Below are 18994 nucleotides of genomic sequence, written 5' to 3'. Positions count from 1 at the left end.
TAGAAGGAGAACACTGAACCTTCAGCGTAGTCGCCGCGGCGCCGGTCTCCTGACGAGCGCCCGCTCACCTGTACGGGCCGGTGCCGGGCACGGCGTTCTCGTCTACACCCCCCGTGCGGTACCTTGCCCGAATTGATCAAGGCCCGGGGCCCGTCCCCGGGTGACCCGGGGTGGGGAACTTCATGACACGACGTACGGTCCGCGCACTGGCGCCCGTCCTCCTGCTGGCAGCCGCGGCGCTGACCGGCTGCTCGTCGGAGGCCGACGACGCGACGAAGGTGGACACGAAGCCGGGCGGCGCCACGGCGAAGAGGACGGCCAAGGCGACGACGGACCCGTCCGCTGCCAAGGGCGGCACGGTCGGGGGCCCCGGCTCCGTGTGCAAGCTGCCCGTCGTCCTCGACACGGCGCAGCACTGGACAGCGGAGTCCGTGGTCGCCGCCGAGCCGGGCTCGGACTTCGCCGAGCTGGGCGTCCAGGGCCCGGTCACCCTGGCCTGCGAGATCGACGCGAAGCCCGCCGGGCACATCGGGTTCCTCCGGGTGTGGCAGGGCGACGACAAGGGGAGCACGGCGCGCCAGGCCCTGGAAGGCTTCGTGAAGGCCGACACCGGGTCATCGAAGATCACGTACACGCAGACCACGGTCGGCGAGCTGTCCGTGACCGAGGCCCGCTACACCATCTACAGCGAGCTCCTGGACGAGACACGCCTGAACCGGGCCTTCGCCGTCGCCACCCCGGACGGGCCGGTCGTGGTGCATCTGGGCGGGCTGGACGCGCACGAGCACAAGTCCATGCTGCCGGCCTTCGAGCTGGCGAAGCGGAGCGTGCGGCTCGGCTGAGGCGGGGGCGTACGGGTGTCGCCGTTGCCCCACTCGACCGCTGTACGCACACTTATCCGTACGTACAGCATCCTGTACGCCACCGAGGAGGCAGCCGTGCGGACGATGACCTACACCGAATCGCGGGCCAAGTACGCCGAGACCCTCAGCGCGGTCGTCGACGACCGCGAAGAGGTCATAGTTACGCGTGCCGGGCACGAGCCCGTGGTGATCGTGGCGCTCGACGAGTACGAGGCCATGAAGGAGACGGCCTACCTGTACCGGAGCCCCGAGAACGCACGTCGCGTGCTGGCTGCGATCGATGATCTCGAGAACGGTGGCGGCTCGGTCCGGGAGCTCGTCGAATGAAACTCGTCTGGCACGAGACCGCGTGGGCGGACTACGTGTGGTGGCAGGCCCAGGACCGGAAGATTTTCAAGCGGATCAACGCCCTGCTCCTGGACATCACCCGCAAAGGGAACGAGGGCATCGGGAAGCCGGAACCTCTGCGGCACGCGTTCCACGGGTACTGGTCCCGAAGGATCAGCGACGAACACCGCCTCGTCTACCGCGTGACCGAGGACGAGGTACGCATCGCCTCCTTCCGCTACCACTACGGCCGCTGAACCGTCGCTCCCGGCGCCGGGGACGACGCGATCCGGGCGGTGCGGCAGGTCCCCGACGCGGTCAGCGCGTCGGCGATCGCGCGGGCCGATGCCTCGTCCTCGGTGAGGAACGCGGTGGTCGGCCCGGAGCCCGAGACCAGGGCGGCCCGTGCGCCCGCGACGGTGCCCGCGGCCAGGGTGCGGGCCAGCGAGGGCCGGAGCGACAGCGCCGGGGCCTGCAGGTCGTTGCTGAGGGCTCCGGCGAGGGCGTCGGTGTCGCCGGACCGCAGGGCGTCCAGGAGCGTGGGCGACACGACGGGGTCGGGCACCGGGGTGCCTGCCGTAAGGCGGTCGAACTCGCTGTAGACCGCCGGGGTGGAGAGGCCGCCGTCGGCGACCGCGAAGACCCAGTGGAAGGTGCCGCCCACCTCGACGGGGGTGAGCCGCTCCCCGCGGCCGACGCCGAGGGCCGCCCCGCCGACGAGGCTGAACGGCACGTCGCTGCCCAGCTCGGCGCAGATCTCGAGGAGCTCCTCGCGGGTGGCGCCGGTGGACCAGAGCGCGTCGCAGGCCAGTAGCGCACCGGCCGCGTCCGCGCTGCCGCCCGCCATGCCGCCGGCGACGGGGATGTCCTTGGCGATGTGGATGTGGACGTCCGGGGCGATGCCGTGACGCCCGGCCAGCGCGGTCGCGGCGCGGGCGGCGAGGTTGGAGGCGTCCAGCGGCACCTGGCCGGCGTCCGGGCCCGAGCAGGTGACGCGCAGCGCGTCGGCCGGGGTGACGGTGACCTCGTCGTACAGGCCGACGGCGAGGAAGACGTTGGCGAGGTCGTGGAAGCCGTCGGGGCGCGCGGGGCCGACCGCGAGCTGGACGTTGACCTTGGCGGGTACCCGGACGGTGACGCTCTGGCTCATGCGGTGGGCTCCGGCTTGTTCTCGGCGATGGCGGCGAACTCCTCGACGGTGAGGGCCTCGCCGCGGGCCTGCGGCGAGATGCCGGCCGCGACCAGGGCCGCTTCGGCGGCGGGCGCGGAGCCCGCCCAGCCGGCCAGGGCCGCGCGCAGCGTCTTGCGGCGCTGGGCGAAGGCGGCGTCGACGACCGCGAAGACCTCGGCCTTGCTCGCCGTCGTGGCGACGGGCTCGGTCCTGCGCACCAGCGACACGAGCCCCGAGTCGACGTTCGGCGCGGGCCAGAAGACCTTGCGGCCGATGGAGCCGGCGCGCTTGACGTCGGTGTACCAGTTGGCCTTCACCGACGGCACGCCGTAGACCTTGTTGCCGGGCCTGGCGGCCAGCCGGTCGGCGACCTCGGCCTGCACCATGACCAGGGTCCGCTCGATGCTGGGGAAGCGGTCGAGCATGGTGAGCAGCACGGGCACCGCGACGTTGTACGGGAGGTTGGCGACCAGTGCGGTCGGCGGCGGCCCCGGCAGTTCCCGTACGAGCATCGCGTCCGAGTGGACGAGGGTGAACCGGTCGACGCGCTGCGGCATCCGGGCGGCGACGGTGGCCGGCAGGGCGCCCGCCAGCACGTCGTCGATCTCGACGGCGACGACGCGGTCGGCCGCCTCCAGCAGCGCCAGGGTCAGCGAGCCCAGACCGGGGCCGACCTCCACCACCACGTCGTCCGGGCGGACCTCCGCGGTGCGCACGATCCGGCGGACCGTGTTGGCGTCGATGACGAAGTTCTGGCCGCGCTGCTTCGTGGGGCGTACGCCCAGCGTCGCGGCCAGCTCGCGGATGTCTGCGGGGCCCAGGAGGGCGTCGGGCTCTGTGGTGCTCACCCGTTAAGCCTACGGCCGCCGGGCGGCCGCGGGGCCCGCCCCCCGGGGCCCGGTGCCGGCCTTCACGACCCGGCTGACCGGTTCCTCCAGGACCTCCGTGGCCAGTACCCGGGGTTTCTGCCGGACGCCGTTGACGGTCCGCACGGCGTACATCACGCGGCGCGATCCGTCGCGCCCCTCGCGCTCGACCACCTCCGTGCCGGCGGGCAGGTTCCCGTCCCCGGTCCGTTCGACGGCGTACGGCAGCAGCTCCTCGCGCACGACCCTGGTGGTCGCGATCCGGAGTACGGAGACGGTCTGGCCCTCGCGCGGGAAGCTGTCCGGGGCCACGGACGTGGTGTCCTCGCCGTGCAGGACGACGCCGGCCCGGGCGACGGCCTCGCGGACGGTGGCGGCGTTGGTGCGGACGGTGTGTTCGCGGCCGTCGGCCATGACGGTGACGGTGCGTTCGGTGCGCACGTCGAGGGTGAGTCCGGTACGGCCGATGGGCGCGGCACGGGACACGGAGAGGTAGGCGCCGTCGGCCGGTACGCCCAGCCGGCGCAGGGCGGCGCCGACGGTGGGCTCGGAGGTCCAGACCCTGCGCCGCACCCCGTCGAGCGTGAGCGTCACCGGGCGCGGGCCGCCGACGGTGATCACGTCGCCGTCGCCGAGGCGGGTGCCGGGGGCCGGTGAGACCGCCGCGGTGCCGGCGTCGATGCCCTCTTCGGCGAGGAGTTCGCCCACGTCGTCGGCGAAGGTGTGCAGGGTGCGGGGCTCTCCGTCGACGTCCAGCGTCACCGCCTTGTCCTCGGCGACGAACGCGGTCGTCCCGCCCGCCAGGACCGCCACCACGAGGGCCTGCGGCACCAGGCGGCGCAACTGCTCGGGCCCGGTGGACGCCCGCCGCCGGGTGCCCCGCCGCGCTCCGGCCCTGCCGCCGGAGGCCGGCACGGTGAGGGCGGTGACGGTGGGGGCCTGGGCGAGGCGCCCCGCGCCGCCGGTCGCGGCCTCGGTCCGTCCCGCCGGTACGTCGACGACGGTCGGCGTGGGCCGGGGCCACGCGGCGAGCGTCAGCTCCTCGTGCGGCGGTACGGGGGACGGGCCCGGGACGACGACGGTGACGGGCCCGCGCGGACGGGTCGCCGCCGTACGTCCTCTGCCGCGTGCGGCACGGTGACTGCCCTGCGAATTGCTCACGACGCTCGCTCCAGAAGATCCGTACCGGCCGGCTCACCCTTGGCGCCCGGGACGATAGCGGAGGCGGCGTCACTCTCCAAGGCGGCGCGACTACACAGCGTCGCCGGGCACGGGCCGGGACGGGTCAGTAATCGAAGGCGCGTGCCGTGTTGTCCGCGATCACCGACGCCAGGGTGTCCTCGTCGACGCCCTTGACCACCGCCATGGCGCGCAGCGTGACCGGAATCAGGTACGGCGCGTTAGGCCGTCCGCGGTACGGGACGGGGGTGAGGAAGGGCGCGTCCGTCTCGACCAGGACCAGTTCCATCGGCGCCACGGCCAGCGCGTCGCGCAGCGGCTGGGCGTTCTTGAACGTCATGTTGCCCGCGAAGGACATGAAGTACCCGGCGTCCGCGCAGAGGCGGGCCATGTCGGCGTCGCCGGAGTAGCAGTGGAAGACGGTCCGCTCGGGGGCGCCCGCGTCGGCCAGGACGCGCAGCACGTCGGCGTGCGCCTCGCGGTCGTGGATGACGAGTGCTTTGCCGTGCCGTTTGGCGATCTCGATGTGGGCACGGAAGGACTCCTCCTGGGCGGCCATGCCCTCGGGGCCGGTGCGGAAGTAGTCGAGTCCCGTCTCGCCGACGGCGCGTACGTGCTCCAGTGCGGCCAGTGCGTCGATCTCGGCGAGCGCCTCGTGGAGCGCTGCGGCTCCGCCGCCCTCGCGCGCGCCCTGCCGCGCCGAGTTCTCCGGGTCCCCGTGCACGATCCGCGGGGCCTCGTTGGGGTGCAGCGCCACGGCCGCGTACACACTGGCGTGCGCGGCGGCGGTCTCGGCCGCCCAGTGCGAGCCCTTCACGTCGCAGCCCACCTGGATCAGGGTCGTCACGTTCACCGCGGCGGCCCTGGCCAGGGCCTCCTCGACGGTGCCGTCCTGCATGTCCAGGTGGGTGTGCGCATCGGCGACCGGCACCCGGAGGGGCTCGGGCAGCGGCGGGGCTTCGGTACGGCTCATGGCCACGATCGTACGAGGACCGTGGCCGGTGACGTCACCGTGCGGGTCTCACCGGGCGGGCGTCACCTGCGGTGGAAGGGGTGGAGCAGGTCGGAGAGGTGCCAGTGGTGGCCGCTCGTCGGCGCGGCGGTGGCGGCCACGCGCTCGCCCTGAGGCGGCTCGACGGGCCGCAGCGGCCCGGCGGGTGCCTGCACCTGGTCCTGGCTTCCCCGGCCGTAACCCTGGCCCTGGTTCTGGAGCAGCTGCTGCACGGTCGAGACGCGGCCGGCCCGCATGATCCGTACGACGTGCCCGCCGCAGTTCGTGCACGTCGGGGTGGAGAGCGGCGACGGCACGCGTTCGCCATCGGCCTTGTAGACGACGAATGCGTGGTTGGAGGCGTCGACGTGGTGCTCTATTTCGTAGGCCTGTTCCCAGCCGTATCCGCACCTCATGCACGCGAAGGCATACGCCTCGTGCACGGTGGTTGCTGCGATGTCGCTCATGCCTGCTCCTCTTGTCCGCCGGACAAGCACTCCGGAGAATGCGTCCTGGATCCAGTGGACGCCTTTACCGGCGGGAGCGCACCGGCCCCTGTCGAGTGTTGGAGCGGTTTTGGCCTTCTCGTGGCAAAAGGGCCCGGAACACGGCTCTCGCTTTGCCTTTCAGAGTAGTCCTTTGACGTCCGCCGGGCCGGTCCGAGCCGCATTCTTTGCCGCGACGACCGCGTCGAACACCTCGCGTTTGGGAAGCCCCGCCGCCGCGGCGACGGCGGCGATCGCCTCCTTGCGCCGCTCCCCCGCCTCCTCGCGCACCCGCACCCTGCGCACCAGCTCCTCGGCGTCGAGTTCCTCGGCCCCGGAGTCGGCCGCGCCCTCGACGACGACGGTGATCTCGCCGCGTACGCCCTCGGCCGCCCAGACGGCGAGCTCGCCCAGCGGGCCGCGCTTCACTTCCTCGTACGTCTTGGTCAGCTCGCGGCACACCGCGGCGCGCCGCTCGGCTCCGAAGACCTCGGCCATCGCGGCGAGGGTGTCGTCGAGCCGGTGCGGGGCCTCGAAGAAGACCATCGTGCGGCGCTCGTCGGCGACCTCCCGGAGCTTGCCGAGGCGCTCACCGGCCTTGCGCGGCAGGAAGCCCTCGAAGCAGAACCGGTCCACCGGCAGCGCGGACAGCGCGAGCGCGGTGAGCACCGCCGACGGGCCCGGCACCGCCGTGACCTTGATGTCCTTCTCCACGGCCGCGGCGACCAGCCGGTAGCCGGGGTCGGAAACGGACGGCATCCCGGCGTCCGTCACCAGCAGCACACGGGCGCCGCCCAGCAGCGCCTCGACGAGTTCGGGCGTACGGGCGGACTCGTTGCCCTCGAAGTAGGAGACGACACGCCCCGTCGTGTGGATGCCCAGCGCCTGGGTCAGCCGGCGCAGCCGGCGGGTGTCCTCCGCGGCGACGACGTCGGCCGTCTCCAGTTCGGCGGCGAGGCGTGGCGGGGCGTCCGCCACGTCGCCGATGGGGGTCCCTGCGAGTACCAGCGTTCCAGTCGATCCAGTCACAACGTCCATCCTCCCAGCACGGGCGACGCCACTCGCACAGACGCGTTCCCTACGATGGCGCGGTGACGAGTACTGCGCCCGAAGCCCGGCAGGGCCAAGACGCCGGGGAAGAGCACGGCCCGCAGCCGACTTCCTGGCAGCAGCGGCTGCGCCGCTTCGGCCATTTCCCGCGCCCCGGTATCGGGCTGCGGGAGCGGCTGGTTCCGCCGTACACCCGCCCCGGGGGGCAGTTCTGGGCGGTGCTCGGGGTGCCCCCGCTGCTCGCGGACCGGCTGGTGCGCTGGTCGGCGTGGGGCGGTCCGCTGCTGGTGGCGGCCGTCGCCGGGGTGCTGCGGTTCTGGAAGCTGGGCACCCCGCACGCGGTGATATTCGATGAGACGTACTACGCCAAGGACTCCTGGGCGCTCGTCAAGCAGGGCTACGAGGGCTCGTGGCCCAAGGACGTCGACAAGCTGATCCTCAACGATCCCTCGCAGGTGCCGGTCCCGACCGATCCCGGTTATGTGGTGCACCCGCCGGTCGGCAAATGGATCATCGGCATCGGTGAGCAGCTCTTCGGGTTCACGCCGTTCGGCTGGCGGTTCATGGTGGCCGTGCTCGGCACCCTGTCGGTGCTGATGCTGTGCCGGATCGGCCGCAGGCTGTTCCGCTCGACGTTCCTGGGCTGTCTGGCGGGCGGGCTGCTCGCGGTGGACGGGCTGCACTTCGTGATGAGCCGGACCGCGCTGCTCGACCTGGTGCTGATGTTCTTCGTGCTGGCCTCGTTCGGCTGTCTGCTGGCCGACCGGGACTGGGCGAGGCGCAGGCTCGCCGCCGCGCTGCCGGTCGGCGAGGACGGTGTGCTGCGGCCGGACGCCGGGGTCGCGGAGGGGCTGCGGCTGGGCTGGCGGCCGTGGCGGATCGCGGCCGGGATCTCGCTGGGGCTGGCCTTCGCGACGAAGTGGAACGGGCTGTACATCATGGTCGCCTTCGGCCTGATGACGGTCCTGTGGGATGTGGGCGCGCGGCGGACGGCGGGCGCGGTGCAGCCGTACAAGGCGGTGCTGAAGCGGGATCTGCTGCCGGCGTTCGTCTCCACGGTGCCGGTCGCCATCCTCACGTACCTCGCCTCGTGGACCGGCTGGATCATCCACAACGACCCCGACCGGCACGGCTACTACCGGGACTGGGCGGCGACCGACGGCAAGGGCGGCAGCTGGACCTGGCTGCCGGACTGGCTGCGCAGCCTGTGGCACTACGAGAACCAGGTCTACGAGTTCCATGTGAACCTGACGTCCGGCCACACCTACCAGTCCAATCCCTGGAGCTGGATCGTGCTGGGCCGGCCCGTCTCGTACTTCTACGAGGACCAGAACGGCTGCGTCCAGTCGTCGACGGGCAAGTGCGCGCGCGAGGTCCTGGCGATCGGCACGCCCCTGCTGTGGTGGGCGGCGTGCTTCGCCCTGCTGTACGTGCTGTGGCGCTGGTTCTTCCGCCGCGACTGGCGGGCGGGCGCGATCGCGTGCGGGGTGGCGGCGGGATGGGTGCCGTGGTTCCTGTACCAGGAACGCACCATTTTCCTTTTCTACGCGGTCGTGTTCGTGCCGTTCCTCTGTCTCGCGGTCGCGATGATGATCGGCGCGATGCTGGGCCCTGCGGCGGGGGCCGGGACGAAACACGAACTGGGTCTGGCGAAGGGTGATCCTTCGGGTGAACGGCGCCGGACCGTGGGGGCCGTCGCGGCCGGTGTGCTGGTCCTTCTGATCGTGTGGAATTTCATCTATTTCTGGCCGCTCTATACCGGGACCCCGATTCCGGAGGATTCCTGGCGGGATCGCATGTGGCTGGATACCTGGATTTGACCGATCTGTTCGGTGGCCTATGCACCGGTCTGATCACCGGTCTCTTCGCACCGGACCGGATCGCATTCCGATAACAACACCCCCCGCTGTCACGGCAGTCCCGTAAAGTGCCGGGAAAAGCCCCCTTGAACACGTTCAAGGGGGACTCCTGGGGAGGGGGACTGCAGGGATGCGCAGTGGAGCGAAGGTAGCCGTGGTCGGCGGGGTGTTCGCGGTGGTGCTGGGCGGGGTGGGATACGGCGCGTACAACATCCTGGACGGGCTTGGGGACAGCGGTGTCGGGGGCGGCACGGACAGCAAGGCCACCACGGCCGAGGTGAAGACGGGTCCGGTCACGAAGGACGAGATAGCCGAGACGTCGGAGAAGTTCCTCGCCGCGTGGGCGAAGGGCGACGCGGCCGTCGCGGCGGAGCTCACGAACAACAAGGGCGACGCCGAACCGGCCCTGGCCGCGTACAGCGAATCCGCCCATGTCACCAAGGCAGTGATCACCCCGGGCCCGGCGACCGGCTCCAAGGTGCCGTACACGGTCAAGGCGACCGTCTCCTACGAGGGGAGGACGAAGGCCTGGTCGTACGCCTCCGAGCTCACCGTCGTACGCGGACTGACGACCGGTCACCCCCTGGTCGACTGGCTGCCCTCCGTCATCCACCCGGAACTGGACAAGGGCGAGTCGCTGGAGACCGGGGAGTCGAAGACCGCGTCGATCGAGGCGGTCGACCGCAAGGGCAACGTGCTCACCAAGGAGAAGTACCCGTCGCTTGGCGGCATCCTGGACGAGCTGCGCGCGAAGTACGGCGAGAAGGCCGGCGGCACCACGGGCATCGAGACGTGGATCAACAGCGCGAACGCCGACGGCGCGGACCAGACGCTGCTGACCCTGGTCAAGGGAAAGCCGGGCCGCGTCCCGACCACGCTGGACGCGGGGATCCAGGCGGCGGCGGAGAAGGCCGTGAAGAAGTACGACAAGTCGTCGGTGGCGGCCGTCGAGCCGTCGACCGGCGCGATCCGGGCCATCGCCAACAACCCGGCGGGCGGCTTCGAACCGGCCCGGTTCGCCACGGTGGCCCCCGGCTCGACGATGAAGATCGTGACGGCCGCGATGATCATCCAGAACGGACTGGGCAGCGCGAACGGGCCGGCCGAGTGCCCGTCCACGGTGCCCTGGGAGGGCCGGACCTTCCACAACCTGGACGATTTCTCGCTGCCGAACGCCACCCTGAAGCGAGCGTTCGCGAAGTCCTGCAACACCACGTTCATCAAGCCGGTCCTGCCTCTGGGCAGCGGCAAGCGGGACACGGCACTCGGCAACGAGGCCTCGCAGTACTTCGGAATCGGCCAGAACTGGCAGGCCGGGATCAAGACGTTCGACGGCTCGGTGCCGCCCTCCGAAGGGGCGGAGACCGCCGCGTCGTACATCGGCCAGGGCAAGATCCAGATGAACCCGCTGAACATGGCGTCCATCACCGCCACCGCTGTCAACGGCCAGTTCCTGCAGCCGTACATCGTCCCGAGGGACCTGGACAACCGGAAGTTCGCCACCGCGAGCCCGCTGCCGGGCGGGGTGTCGGCGCAGCTGAGGGAAATGCTGAAGTACACCGCCACGAGCCCGGAGGGCACCGCCACGCGCGCGATGGCGAGCGTGGGCGGCGACAAGGGCGGTAAGACCGGCTCGGCGGAGATCGGCGGTCAGGCCACGTCCGACAGCTGGTTCACCGGCTACAGCAACGACCTGGCGGCGGCGGCCCTCGTCCAGTCCGGCGGCCACGGCGGGGACGCGGCCGGTCCGGTGGTCGCGGAGGTCCTGCTCGCGGGCCCGTGACCGCGACCGCGCCATGACCGCCGGAACCCGATCGCACGCCCCGGGCGACGGCCGATAGCGTGCGGGGCATGAGCACTTCCGACGCCTCCGCCCCGACGGGCAACGAGACCTCCGCCGCCCACCCCCGATTCGCCGAGGCCCTGCGCGAGCTCGGTCTCGACGTCGAGATCCGCCGCTTCCCGGAGGCCACCCGCACCGCGGCCGAGGCCGCCGCCGCCCTCGGCTGCGAGCTCGGCGAGATCGTCAAGTCGCTGATCTTCGAGGCCGACGGGGTCCCGGTCCTGGTCCTGATGGACGGCGCCTCACGCGTCGATGTGGAGCTGGTACGTCAGGAGTTGGGCGCGGTGAAGGTGCGGCGCCCGGGCGCGGACGTGGTGCGGGAGGCCACCGGGTACGCGATCGGCGGGGTGCCGCCCTTCGGGCACCGCACCAGGACCCGGGTACTGGCCGACCGCGGGCTGCTCGCGCACGAGGTGGTGTGGGCGGCGGCGGGCACCCCGTACACGGTGTTCCCGCTCGACCCGAAGACGCTGATCGGGCACGCGGGCGGCACGGTGGTGGACGTCCGCGAGCAGACGGCGTGACCCCGCTCGTCGCGATAGCCGTCCTGACGGCCGCCTTCACGCACGCCGGCTGGAACGCCATCGCGCACGCGATCCACGACAAGCTGCTCTCCTTCACGCTCATCTCGGGAGGCGGTCTGCTGATCGGCGCGGCCGCCGCCTGCTTCGTACCGCTCCCGGCGGCCGACGCCTGGCCCTGCCTGTTCGTGTCCGCCGCCCTGCACGTGGCGTACATGCTGCTGCTGATGCGGTCGTTCACGCTGGGCGACTTCGGCCAGATGTATCCGATCGCCCGCGGCACGGCCCCCCTGGTCGTCACCGTCCTGGCCGCCGTCTTCGTGGGTGAGCACCCGGACGCGTGGGCCGCGGCGGGCGTCGCGGTAGCCTCGGCGGGGCTGGTGGGCCTGGCCCTGTGGGGCATCCGCGGCTCGGGGGAGCGCCCCCACTGGCCCGCCATCCTGGCCGCGCTCGCCACCGGCCTGGCGATCGCCGGCTACACGACGGTCGACGGCGTCGGGGTGCGCGCCTCGGGCAGCTCGCTCGGATACGTCGCCTGGCTGATGATCCTGGAGGGCATCGCGATCCCCCTCTACGCCCTGCACCGCCACCGCTCCACCCTGCCCGCCCGTCTCCGCCCCTACGCGGTACGCGGCCTGCTCGGCGCGGCCCTCTCGGTGACGGCGTACGGCCTCGTCCTGTGGGCCCAGACCCGCGCGGCCCTCGCCCCGGTCGCGGCGCTGCGCGAGTCGTCGATCATCGTGGGCGCGGCCATCGGGGCGGTGTTCTTCAAGGAACGCTTCGGCGCTCCGCGCATCGCGGCGGCGGGGCTGATGGTGGTGGGGATCGGGCTGATGCTGCATACGAGTTGAGCGGCGCGCAGGTCGTTGCGGGCGGGCCGGTTCTTCATGGTGGCGCAGCTTGTTGAGATGCTCGGAGCCACCCGGCCCGCGTCACAGCGCCGAACGCACCGCCCGCACCAGCGCCTGCGCGCGGGGGTCGGCCGTGACTCCCTTCTGCAGGCCGTTCGTCACATAGCCGAAGGCGATGCCCGATTCGGGGTCGGCGAAGCCCAGGGAGCCGCCGCGGCCCGGGTGGCCGAAGGAGCCCGGGGCGAGGAGCGGGGACGCCGGGCCGTGCAGCATGTAGCCGAGGCCGAAGCGGGTGCCCACGACCAGGACGCGGTCCGGGCCCGCCGACTCCTCGGTGCGGGCCAGGGTGAGGGTGGCGGGGGCGAACAGCCGGTGGCCGTCGACCGGGCCGATCATCGCGGCATAGCAGCGGGCCAGGCCGCGCGCGGTCGCGATGCCGTTGGACGCGGGGAGTTCGGCGGCCCGGTAGCCCGGGTCGTTCTCGTCGGGGAACGGGTCGATCGCGCCGAACGCCCGGCGGGTCAGCGAGTCCGGGTCGCGGTAGGCGTCGGCCACCGAGCGCTTGGGGCGCATGCGCAGGGCGCCGGAGCCGTCGCCCGCGGGCGCCTCGACCGGGCCGATCCGTCCCACCCGGTGGGCCTCGTCCGCCGGGATCCCGAACCAGAAGTCCAGGCCGAGCGGGCGGGCGATCTCCTCGGCGACCCAGCGGCCGATGGTCCGCCCGGTGACGCGCCGCACCAGCTCGCCCACCAGCCAGCTGTAGGTCTGCGCGTGGTAGCCGTGATCCGTGCCGGGCTCCCACTGGGGGCGCTGCGCGGCGACCGCCCGCGGCCCGCTCACCCCGTCGGCCGCCTCGTCCGGCGTGAGCGGCCGGTCCAGGGCCGGGATGCCGGCCCGGTGGGCGAGGAGGTGGCGGACGAGGACGCGTTCCTTGCCGTTCGCCTTGAACTCCGGCCAGTACGTGCCGACCGGGGCGTGCAGGTCGATCTGGCCGCGCTGGTGCAGCAGGAGCGGTACGGCGGCGGCGATGCCCTTGCCGGCCGAGCGGACGACCTGCACGGTGTCGACGGCCCACGGTTCGACGCCGTCGACGTCTCTCGTGCCGGCCCACAGATCGACGACCTTCTGCCCGTGCCGGTAGACGGTGACCGCTGCCCCTCGGTCGCCCCGCTGTTCGAAGTTACGGATGAAAGCATCCCGGACCGGTTCGAATCCGGGCGCCGCCGTACCCCGTACGTCCACGCCTGCTCCTGCGCTCCCGCTCATCCCCCCATGGTGCATTGCGCCGCAGGTCGGACGAGGGGCGGGTCACCCGATGTTCACCGTCACGGAACGCGGATCGTCACGGAACGCGAACCGTCACGGACCGCGGATCGAAGCCGAAGGGGAGTTCCAGACGGTGGGCCCGCATCAGATCCTCGTCGCACAGGAGGTCCTGCGTGCGGTCGTCGGCGGCGATGACGCCGTCGCTGAGGATGACGGCGCGGCCGCACAGCTCCAGGGCGTACGGCAGGTCGTGCGTCACCATCAGCACGGTGACGTCCAAGGACCGCAGGATGTCGGCGAGTTCGCGGCGGGAGGCCGGGTCCAGGTTGGAGGACGGCTCGTCCAGGACGAGGATCTCCGGCCGCATGGCGAGGACCGTGGCGACGGCGACGCGTCGGCGCTGGCCGAAGGAGAGGTGGTGCGGCGGCCGGGCCGCGTACTCCTCCATGCCGACCTGCCCCAGCGCCTCGGTAACGCGCTCCTCCAGCTCGGCGCCGCGCAGTCCGGCGGACGCCGGTCCGAAGGCGACGTCCTCGCGGACGGTCGGCATGAACAGCTGATCGTCGGGGTCCTGGAAGACGATGCCGACGCGGCGGCGGATCTCGGCGAGGTTCCGCTTCTCGACGGGGAGCCCGGCGACGCGGACACTGCCGGCGCCGGCGTCGAGGATGCCGTTGAGGTGCAGGACGAGGGTGGTCTTGCCGGCGCCGTTCGGGCCGAGCAGGGCGACGCGCTCGCCGCGCGCGACGGTCAGGTCGACGCCGAAGAGCGCCTGGTGGCCGTCGGGGTAGGCGTAGGCGAGACCGCTGACCTCCAGGGACGGCGGCGGTACGGAAGCGGCGGGGGGCTGGCTCATAGGGTCCATCCCAGCAGACACACGGCGAGGGCGAGCACGGGGAGTGCCGCTGCGTACGCCCACTGGGTCCGCGAGGCCGTCACCTCGTCGATGACGGGCATGGAGCCGGTGTAGCCGCGGCTGACCATCGCGAGGTGGACGCGCTCGCCGCGCTCGTACGACCGGATGAAGAGCGCGCCCGCCGACTTGCCGAGGACACCCCATTGCCGGATTCCGCGCGCCTCGAATCCGCGCGAGCGGCGGGCGATGGACATCCGGCGCATCTCGTCGGTGATCACATCGCCGTACCTGATCATGAACGAGGCGATCTGGACGAGCAGCGGCGGAAGCCTCAGCCGCTGGAGGCCGAGCAGCAGGGAGCGCAGCTCGGTGGTGGAGGCGAGGAGCACGGAGGCGGCGACGCCGAGGGTGCCCTTGGCGAGGACGTTCCAGGCGCCCCAGAGCCCGGGGACGCTGACGGAGAGCCCGAGGACCTGCGTCTGCCCGCCGGGCACGACGAACGGCATGAGCAGCGCGAACGCGACGAACGGCACCTCGATCAGCAGCCGCTTGAGGAGGAAGCCGGCCGGGACGCGGGCCGCGGCGGTGGCGCCCGCGATCAGCAGCGCGTACAGCCCGAAGGCCCACACCGCCTCGCGCGGGGTGGTGACGACGACCACGACGAAGCAGAAGACCGCGGCGAGCTTGCAGTGCGGCGGCAGATCGTGGACCGGCGAGTGCCCGTGCCGGTAGAGCTTGTGGGCGTGGCCCGCGCCCATGTCAGACCTTCTCTTCGGTACGGGAGGTGACAGCCGCGTCCTCGTCGTTCGTACGGCGACGGCGGCTGACCACGTAGAACGCACCGCTGCCGACGACGAGCGTGGCTCCCACCCCGATCGTTCCGGCCAGTCCGCCGGAGAGCCGGGCGTCGGAGACGTCCTTGACTCCGTAGTCGGCGAGCGGGGAGTCCTTGGCCGCGTGGTCCTTGGCCTCCTTGTCGATGCCCTGGTCGGTGGCGACCTTCTCCAGGCCGTCCGGGTTCGCGGAGGCGTAGAACGAGACGAAGCCGGCCAGGACGAGAGCGGTGACCAGTCCGGTGGCCCACAGGCCCCGGTTGGAGCGGTGGGCGGCGGCGACGGGCTCGCGGGCGGGCGCGGGGGCGTCGACGAGCTCACCGTCGATACGGAGCTTGAGCGGGGCGGTGAGCCCGCGGGCGCCGTGGACCAGGTCGGGGCGGACGGCGATGACGGCGCCGACGGTGAGCGCGGTGATCGCGGCCTCACCGAGGCCGATCAGGACGTGGACGCCCACCATCGCGGTGAAGACCTTGCCGATCGGGATGTCGGTCGTCCCGCCGATCCAGTACATCAGCGTGAAGGCGGCGGCAGCGGCCGGTACGGAGACGAGCGCGGCGACGAAGGACGCGGCGGTCATGGAGCGGCGGGTGCGCGGCAGCACGCCGACCAGGCCGCGGAAGAGGGCGTAGGCGACGACGGTGGTCACGACGCCCATGTCGAGCACGTTCACGCCGAGCGCGGTCAGCCCGCCGTCGGCGAAGAGGATGCCCTGCATCAGCAGGACGACGGATATGCAGAGGACCCCGGTGTACGGCCCGACCAGGATCGCGGCCAGCGCCCCGCCGAGCAGATGGCCGCTGGTGCCCGCCGCGACGGGGAAGTTCAGCATCTGCACGGCGAAGATGAAGGCGGCGACCAGCCCGGCCAGCGGCGCGGTGCGCTCATCGAGTTCACGCCTGGCCCCCTTCAGACTGACGGCCACCGCACCGGCGGCCACGACTCCGGCGACGGCGGACACGGGTGCGTTGATGAATCCGTCGGGTACATGCATGGAAAGGGCTCCGCTTCCTGCGTTTCTGCATTGCTGCGCGGGGTCGTGAACCTCCTCATGATAGGGCCTTGTTGCGAACCATTCGCAAGAGCGCGTCTTCCACAACTGCCAAGAGCTCACACAGTGCCCTTTTACGAAAATATGGGACATTAGATGACGAAGAACACGCATCACCAGGAGGAGCCGAGGCCCATGTCCCCCGTGATCACCGAACATGCCCGTGCCCGGCTCGTCACCGACGCCCGCGACCTGCCCGTCGTGCACGTGGAGCTGCGCTACGACCCCGCCGATGACTCGCACACGGTCCACATCGCTTTCCCCGGCGGCCCGGTGTGGGTCGTCGCCCGCGATCTGCTGGAGCGCGGGCTGCGCGCCCCCGTCGAGCACGACAGCCTGCGGATCTGGCCGTGCGGCCGGGCGCAGCTGGTCCTCGAACGCCACACGGCGGACGGCCTGGAGGTGGTGCAGTTCGACAGCGCGCCGCTGATCCGCTTCCTGCGCCGCACGCACCGCCGCGCCAGAACGGAGACCGCGCCCGCCTGATCCACGAGGACGCGAGGACCTGAGGACATGGCGAGAGCCCCCGTGCACAAGTGCACGGGGGCTCTCGTCGCCCCGGCCCCCCGTCCCCACAGGTAACCGGCGCTTCCGGGGCCGCGCTCCGCTCAGGCGCGGCCCCGGGGGTTCAGCGGCTCATCGGCCGGCTCGCCGGGTCGGCTTGCGCCCGCGCCCTAGCCGGCTCACGCCCGCCTCAGACGCGGGTCAGCTCGCGCTCGCCCGCGTCCGGACCGGCGTCGCCCGCGTCGTCGGCCGAGGTGGCGGCGAGTTGCTTGCGCAGGTTCTCGCCCTCGACGTCCACGTTGGGCAGCGCGCGGTCCAGCCAGCGCGGCAGCCACCAGGCACGCTTCCCGAGCAGCGCGAGGACCGCGGGCACGATGGCCATGCGGACGACGAACGCGTCGAAGAAGACGGCGATGGCGAGCGAGAAGCCGATCATCTTGATCATCGACTCGCTGGAGCCGATGAATCCGGAGAAGACCGCGATCATGATCACGGCCGCGGCCGTGACGACCCGGGCCCCGTGCTTGAAGCCGGTGACGACGGCCTGGCCGGGCGACTCGCCGTGGACGTGCGCCTCACGCATCCGGGTGACGAGGAAGACCTCGTAGTCCATCGCGAGACCGAAGACGACGCCCACCATGAAGATCGGCATCATCGACATGATCGGACCGGTCTGCTCGACCCCGAAGAGCGAGCCGAGCCAGCCCCACTGGAAGACCGCGACGACCGCGCCCAGGGCCGCGACGACCGAGAGCAGGAAGCCGAGCGCCGCCTTCAGCGGCACCAGCACCGACCGGAAGACCACCATCAGCAGCAGGAAGGCCAGGCCCACGACGAGCGCCAGGTACGGCAGCAGCGCGTCGTTCATCTTCTCCGAGAAGTCGATGTTCATCGCGGTGGCGCCGGTGACCAGGACCTCGGCGCCGGTGTCGGACTTGATGCCCGTGCCCGCGTCGCGGATCGCGTGGACCACGTTCTCCGTCTCGACGGAGCTCGGCCGGTCCTTGGGGACGACCGTGATCATCGCCGCGTCGCCGGCCTTGTTGAAGGTGGCCGGGCTGACGGCGACGACGCCCTTCAGTTCGGAGATCTCGTCGGTGACCTGCTTGGCGGCGGCCTTGCCGTCCGAGCTGTTCGCCGTGTCGACGACGACCATCAGCGGCCCGTTGAACCCGGGGCCGAAACCGTCCGACAGAAGGTCGTAGGCGCGACGCTGGGTGGTGCTGGTGGGCTGGGAGCCGTCGTCCGGCAGGCCCATCTCCAGCGACGCGGCCGGTACGGCGATGGTGCCCAGGCCGATGACACCGACCAGCAGCACCCACACCGGCTTGCGCAGCACGAACCGCGCCCAGCGGGTGCCCATGTTCGGCTTGGTCTCGGGCTTGTTCTCCGCCTGGGCGGCCTTGCGCGCCTTGCGTCCCAGGACCCGCTTGCCCACGAAGCCCAGCATGGCCGGGACGAGGGTGAGGGCGATGAGGACGGCGATCGCGACGGTGCCGGCCGCGGCGAAGCCCATCTTCGACAGCATCGGGATGTTGACGACGGCCAGGCCGACCAGGGCGATGACCACGGTGAGCCCGGCGAAGACGACCGCGGAGCCCGCGGTGCCGACGGCGCGTCCGACCGCTTCCTCGCGCTCCCTGCCCTCGGCCAGTTCGGCGCGGTAGCGGGAGACGATGAAGAGGGCGTAGTCGATGCCGACCGCGAGGCCGATCATCATCGCGAGGGTGGAGGTGGTCGAACCCAGGTCCAGCACATTGGCCAGCGCGGTGATCGACGAGACGCCGATACCGACACCGATCAGGGCGGTGAGCAGCGGCAGCCCCGCCGCGATGAGCGAGCCGAAGGTGATGACGAGCACCACGGCGGCCAGGGCGATGCCGATGATCTCGGTGGAGCCCGTCTCCGGCATCACCTGTAGCGCGTCACCGCCGATCTCCACGGTCATCCCGGTCTTCTGCGCGGACTCGCCCGCGTCCTCCAGGGCCTCCCGGGTGGCGTCGGTCAGCTCCATCGAGTTGACCTTGTAGGTCACCGAGACGTACGCGGTCGAGCCGTTCTTGGAGACGGCGTCGCCGGTGTACGGGTCGACGACCGAGGCGATCTGGTCCGAGCCGGACTTCAGCTCGCCGGTGATCTTCCTGACGTCGGCCTTGTTGGCCGGGTCCGTCATCTTCTCGCCCTCGGGGGCCTTGAAGACGATGCGCGCGGTCGCGCCGTCGGCGCTGGCCGCGGGGAATCGCTGTTCCAGCAGGTCAAAGGCCTTCTGGGCCTCCGTACCCGGGATCGAGAAGGAGCTGGAGGTGGGCGTGGACGCGGTGGCCGCGCCGAATCCGGCGAGCGCCAGCAGAGCCACCCAGATCAGGGCAACATAGCGGCGGCGCCGGAAGGCGAGCCGTCCGAGTTTGTAGAGAAAAGTGGCCACGGAGGTGTACTCCCGGTCAGGTCGTTGAGTGGAAATGGGCGTGAGGAACCACC

Annotated in this window: 18 protein-coding genes and 1 pseudogene; 8 read left to right on the top strand and 11 right to left on the bottom strand. The window is 71.7% G+C overall.

All coding sequences use genetic code 11. The features are described 5' to 3' along the window. Nucleotides 1-182: 182 nt before the first annotated feature. The 3 genes from ABTX18_RS21435 (at nucleotide 183) to ABTX18_RS21425 (ending at nucleotide 1447) form a co-directional block, all read left to right on the top strand. The gene (locus ABTX18_RS21435) at nucleotides 183-842 is read left to right on the top strand and encodes a lipoprotein (RefSeq protein WP_352124303.1); all 660 of its coding nucleotides are present in this window, start codon (nucleotides 183-185) and stop codon (nucleotides 840-842) included. A gap of 96 nt (nucleotides 843-938) precedes the next feature. After that, nucleotides 939-1190, top strand: coding sequence for a type II toxin-antitoxin system Phd/YefM family antitoxin (locus ABTX18_RS21430; protein WP_352124458.1), 252 nt, complete (start codon nucleotides 939-941; stop codon nucleotides 1188-1190). Then, on the top strand, nucleotides 1187-1447 hold the full coding sequence (locus tag ABTX18_RS21425) for a Txe/YoeB family addiction module toxin (RefSeq protein WP_352124302.1): 261 nt from the start codon (nucleotides 1187-1189) through the stop codon (nucleotides 1445-1447). Before ABTX18_RS21430 ends, ABTX18_RS21425 begins: the two co-directional genes overlap by 4 nt. Here ABTX18_RS21425 and ABTX18_RS21420 read toward each other — a convergent pair. The 6 genes and pseudogenes from ABTX18_RS21420 to rsmI form a co-directional block, all read right to left on the bottom strand. Beyond that, nucleotides 1435-2340: a 4-(cytidine 5'-diphospho)-2-C-methyl-D-erythritol kinase gene (locus tag ABTX18_RS21420; protein WP_352124301.1), complete on the bottom strand. Its 906-nt coding sequence runs from the start codon at nucleotides 2338-2340 to the stop codon at nucleotides 1435-1437. The two genes, ABTX18_RS21425 and ABTX18_RS21420, sit on opposite strands and share 13 nt — an antisense overlap. Next, nucleotides 2337-3209: a 16S rRNA (adenine(1518)-N(6)/adenine(1519)-N(6))-dimethyltransferase RsmA gene (gene rsmA, locus ABTX18_RS21415; protein ID WP_352124300.1), complete on the bottom strand. Its 873-nt coding sequence runs from the start codon at nucleotides 3207-3209 to the stop codon at nucleotides 2337-2339. Before rsmA ends, ABTX18_RS21420 begins: the two co-directional genes overlap by 4 nt. Before the next feature lie 21 nt (nucleotides 3210-3230). Next, nucleotides 3231-4265: pseudogene (locus tag ABTX18_RS21410) on the bottom strand (resuscitation-promoting factor); the annotation flags it as partial. A gap of 247 nt (nucleotides 4266-4512) precedes the next feature. After that, a complete protein-coding gene (locus ABTX18_RS21405) occupies nucleotides 4513-5379 on the bottom strand; it encodes a TatD family hydrolase (protein ID WP_352124298.1) in 867 nt (288 codons plus the stop codon). A gap of 62 nt (nucleotides 5380-5441) precedes the next feature. Further along, entirely contained in the window at nucleotides 5442-5864 is a 423-nt protein-coding gene (locus ABTX18_RS21400; RefSeq protein ID WP_352124297.1) for a hypothetical protein, read from the bottom strand. A gap of 159 nt (nucleotides 5865-6023) precedes the next feature. After that, nucleotides 6024-6920 carry a 16S rRNA (cytidine(1402)-2'-O)-methyltransferase gene (gene rsmI, locus ABTX18_RS21395; RefSeq protein WP_352124296.1) on the bottom strand — a complete coding sequence of 299 codons (897 nt, stop codon included), beginning with the start codon at nucleotides 6918-6920 and terminating at the stop codon, nucleotides 6024-6026. A 53-nt stretch (nucleotides 6921-6973) separates the two neighbouring features. Between rsmI and ABTX18_RS21390 the strand changes: the two genes are divergently transcribed. From ABTX18_RS21390 to ABTX18_RS21375, 4 genes are all read left to right on the top strand, one after another. Further along, entirely contained in the window at nucleotides 6974-8752 is a 1779-nt protein-coding gene (locus ABTX18_RS21390) for a dolichyl-phosphate-mannose--protein mannosyltransferase (protein WP_352124295.1), read from the top strand. A gap of 169 nt (nucleotides 8753-8921) precedes the next feature. After that, the gene (locus ABTX18_RS21385; protein ID WP_352124294.1) at nucleotides 8922-10574 is read left to right on the top strand and encodes a penicillin-binding transpeptidase domain-containing protein; all 1653 of its coding nucleotides are present in this window, start codon (nucleotides 8922-8924) and stop codon (nucleotides 10572-10574) included. A gap of 68 nt (nucleotides 10575-10642) precedes the next feature. Further along, on the top strand, nucleotides 10643-11158 hold the full coding sequence (locus ABTX18_RS21380) for a YbaK/EbsC family protein (RefSeq protein WP_352124293.1): 516 nt from the start codon (nucleotides 10643-10645) through the stop codon (nucleotides 11156-11158). Next, nucleotides 11155-12006 carry an EamA family transporter gene (locus ABTX18_RS21375; RefSeq protein ID WP_352124292.1) on the top strand — a complete coding sequence of 284 codons (852 nt, stop codon included), beginning with the start codon at nucleotides 11155-11157 and terminating at the stop codon, nucleotides 12004-12006. Before ABTX18_RS21380 ends, ABTX18_RS21375 begins: the two co-directional genes overlap by 4 nt. An 81-nt stretch (nucleotides 12007-12087) precedes the next feature. Here ABTX18_RS21375 and ABTX18_RS21370 read toward each other — a convergent pair whose 3' ends face one another. From ABTX18_RS21370 to ABTX18_RS21355, 4 genes are all read right to left on the bottom strand, one after another. Further along, on the bottom strand, nucleotides 12088-13248 hold the full coding sequence (locus ABTX18_RS21370; protein ID WP_352124457.1) for a serine hydrolase domain-containing protein: 1161 nt from the start codon (nucleotides 13246-13248) through the stop codon (nucleotides 12088-12090). 100 nt (nucleotides 13249-13348) lie between these two features. Then, nucleotides 13349-14128: an energy-coupling factor ABC transporter ATP-binding protein gene (locus ABTX18_RS21365; RefSeq protein ID WP_352124291.1), complete on the bottom strand. Its 780-nt coding sequence runs from the start codon at nucleotides 14126-14128 to the stop codon at nucleotides 13349-13351. Further along, nucleotides 14125-14886, bottom strand: coding sequence for a cobalt ECF transporter T component CbiQ (cbiQ, locus tag ABTX18_RS21360; protein ID WP_352124290.1), 762 nt, complete (start codon nucleotides 14884-14886; stop codon nucleotides 14125-14127). Before cbiQ ends, ABTX18_RS21365 begins: the two co-directional genes overlap by 4 nt. 1 nt (nucleotide 14887) lies before the next feature. Next, on the bottom strand, nucleotides 14888-15955 hold the full coding sequence (locus tag ABTX18_RS21355) for an energy-coupling factor ABC transporter permease (RefSeq protein ID WP_352124289.1): 1068 nt from the start codon (nucleotides 15953-15955) through the stop codon (nucleotides 14888-14890). Between the two features lie 192 nt (nucleotides 15956-16147). On the opposite strand from ABTX18_RS21355, the gene ABTX18_RS21350 reads away from it, so the two are divergent. Continuing rightward, entirely contained in the window at nucleotides 16148-16498 is a 351-nt protein-coding gene (locus ABTX18_RS21350; RefSeq protein ID WP_352124288.1) for an SsgA family sporulation/cell division regulator, read from the top strand. A gap of 208 nt (nucleotides 16499-16706) precedes the next feature. Here ABTX18_RS21350 and ABTX18_RS21345 read toward each other — a convergent pair whose 3' ends face one another. Beyond that, nucleotides 16707-18941 carry an MMPL family transporter gene (locus ABTX18_RS21345; RefSeq protein ID WP_352124287.1) on the bottom strand — a complete coding sequence of 745 codons (2235 nt, stop codon included), beginning with the start codon at nucleotides 18939-18941 and terminating at the stop codon, nucleotides 16707-16709. Nucleotides 18942-18994 lie beyond the last annotated feature (53 nt).

Source organism: Streptomyces sp. NPDC096323, assembly GCF_040302845.1.
Lineage (GTDB): Bacteria > Actinomycetota > Actinomycetes > Streptomycetales > Streptomycetaceae > Streptomyces.
Note: the sequence above shows the minus strand (reverse complement) of the source record. Positions and strands in the feature narration are given on the sequence as shown.

What these genes read in the sequence shown, in the direction of transcription:
- ABTX18_RS21435 (WP_352124303.1), top strand. Translation starts at nt 183, where the DNA reads ATGACACGACGTACGGTCCGCGCACTGGCGCCCGTCCTCCTGCTGGCA.
- ABTX18_RS21425 (WP_352124302.1), top strand. Translation starts at nt 1,187, where the DNA reads ATGAAACTCGTCTGGCACGAGACCGCGTGGGCGGACTACGTGTGGTGG.
- ABTX18_RS21420 (WP_352124301.1), bottom strand. Translation starts at nt 2,340, where the DNA reads ATGAGCCAGAGCGTCACCGTCCGGGTACCCGCCAAGGTCAACGTCCAG.
- ABTX18_RS21405 (WP_352124298.1), bottom strand. Translation starts at nt 5,379, where the DNA reads ATGAGCCGTACCGAAGCCCCGCCGCTGCCCGAGCCCCTCCGGGTGCCG.
- ABTX18_RS21400 (WP_352124297.1), bottom strand. Translation starts at nt 5,864, where the DNA reads ATGAGCGACATCGCAGCAACCACCGTGCACGAGGCGTATGCCTTCGCG.
- rsmI (WP_352124296.1), bottom strand. Translation starts at nt 6,920, where the DNA reads ATGGACGTTGTGACTGGATCGACTGGAACGCTGGTACTCGCAGGGACC.
- ABTX18_RS21385 (WP_352124294.1), top strand. Translation starts at nt 8,922, where the DNA reads ATGCGCAGTGGAGCGAAGGTAGCCGTGGTCGGCGGGGTGTTCGCGGTG.
- ABTX18_RS21380 (WP_352124293.1), top strand. Translation starts at nt 10,643, where the DNA reads ATGAGCACTTCCGACGCCTCCGCCCCGACGGGCAACGAGACCTCCGCC.
- ABTX18_RS21365 (WP_352124291.1), bottom strand. Translation starts at nt 14,128, where the DNA reads ATGAGCCAGCCCCCCGCCGCTTCCGTACCGCCGCCGTCCCTGGAGGTC.
- cbiQ (WP_352124290.1), bottom strand. Translation starts at nt 14,886, where the DNA reads ATGGGCGCGGGCCACGCCCACAAGCTCTACCGGCACGGGCACTCGCCG.
- ABTX18_RS21355 (WP_352124289.1), bottom strand. Translation starts at nt 15,955, where the DNA reads ATGCATGTACCCGACGGATTCATCAACGCACCCGTGTCCGCCGTCGCC.
- ABTX18_RS21350 (WP_352124288.1), top strand. Translation starts at nt 16,148, where the DNA reads ATGTCCCCCGTGATCACCGAACATGCCCGTGCCCGGCTCGTCACCGAC.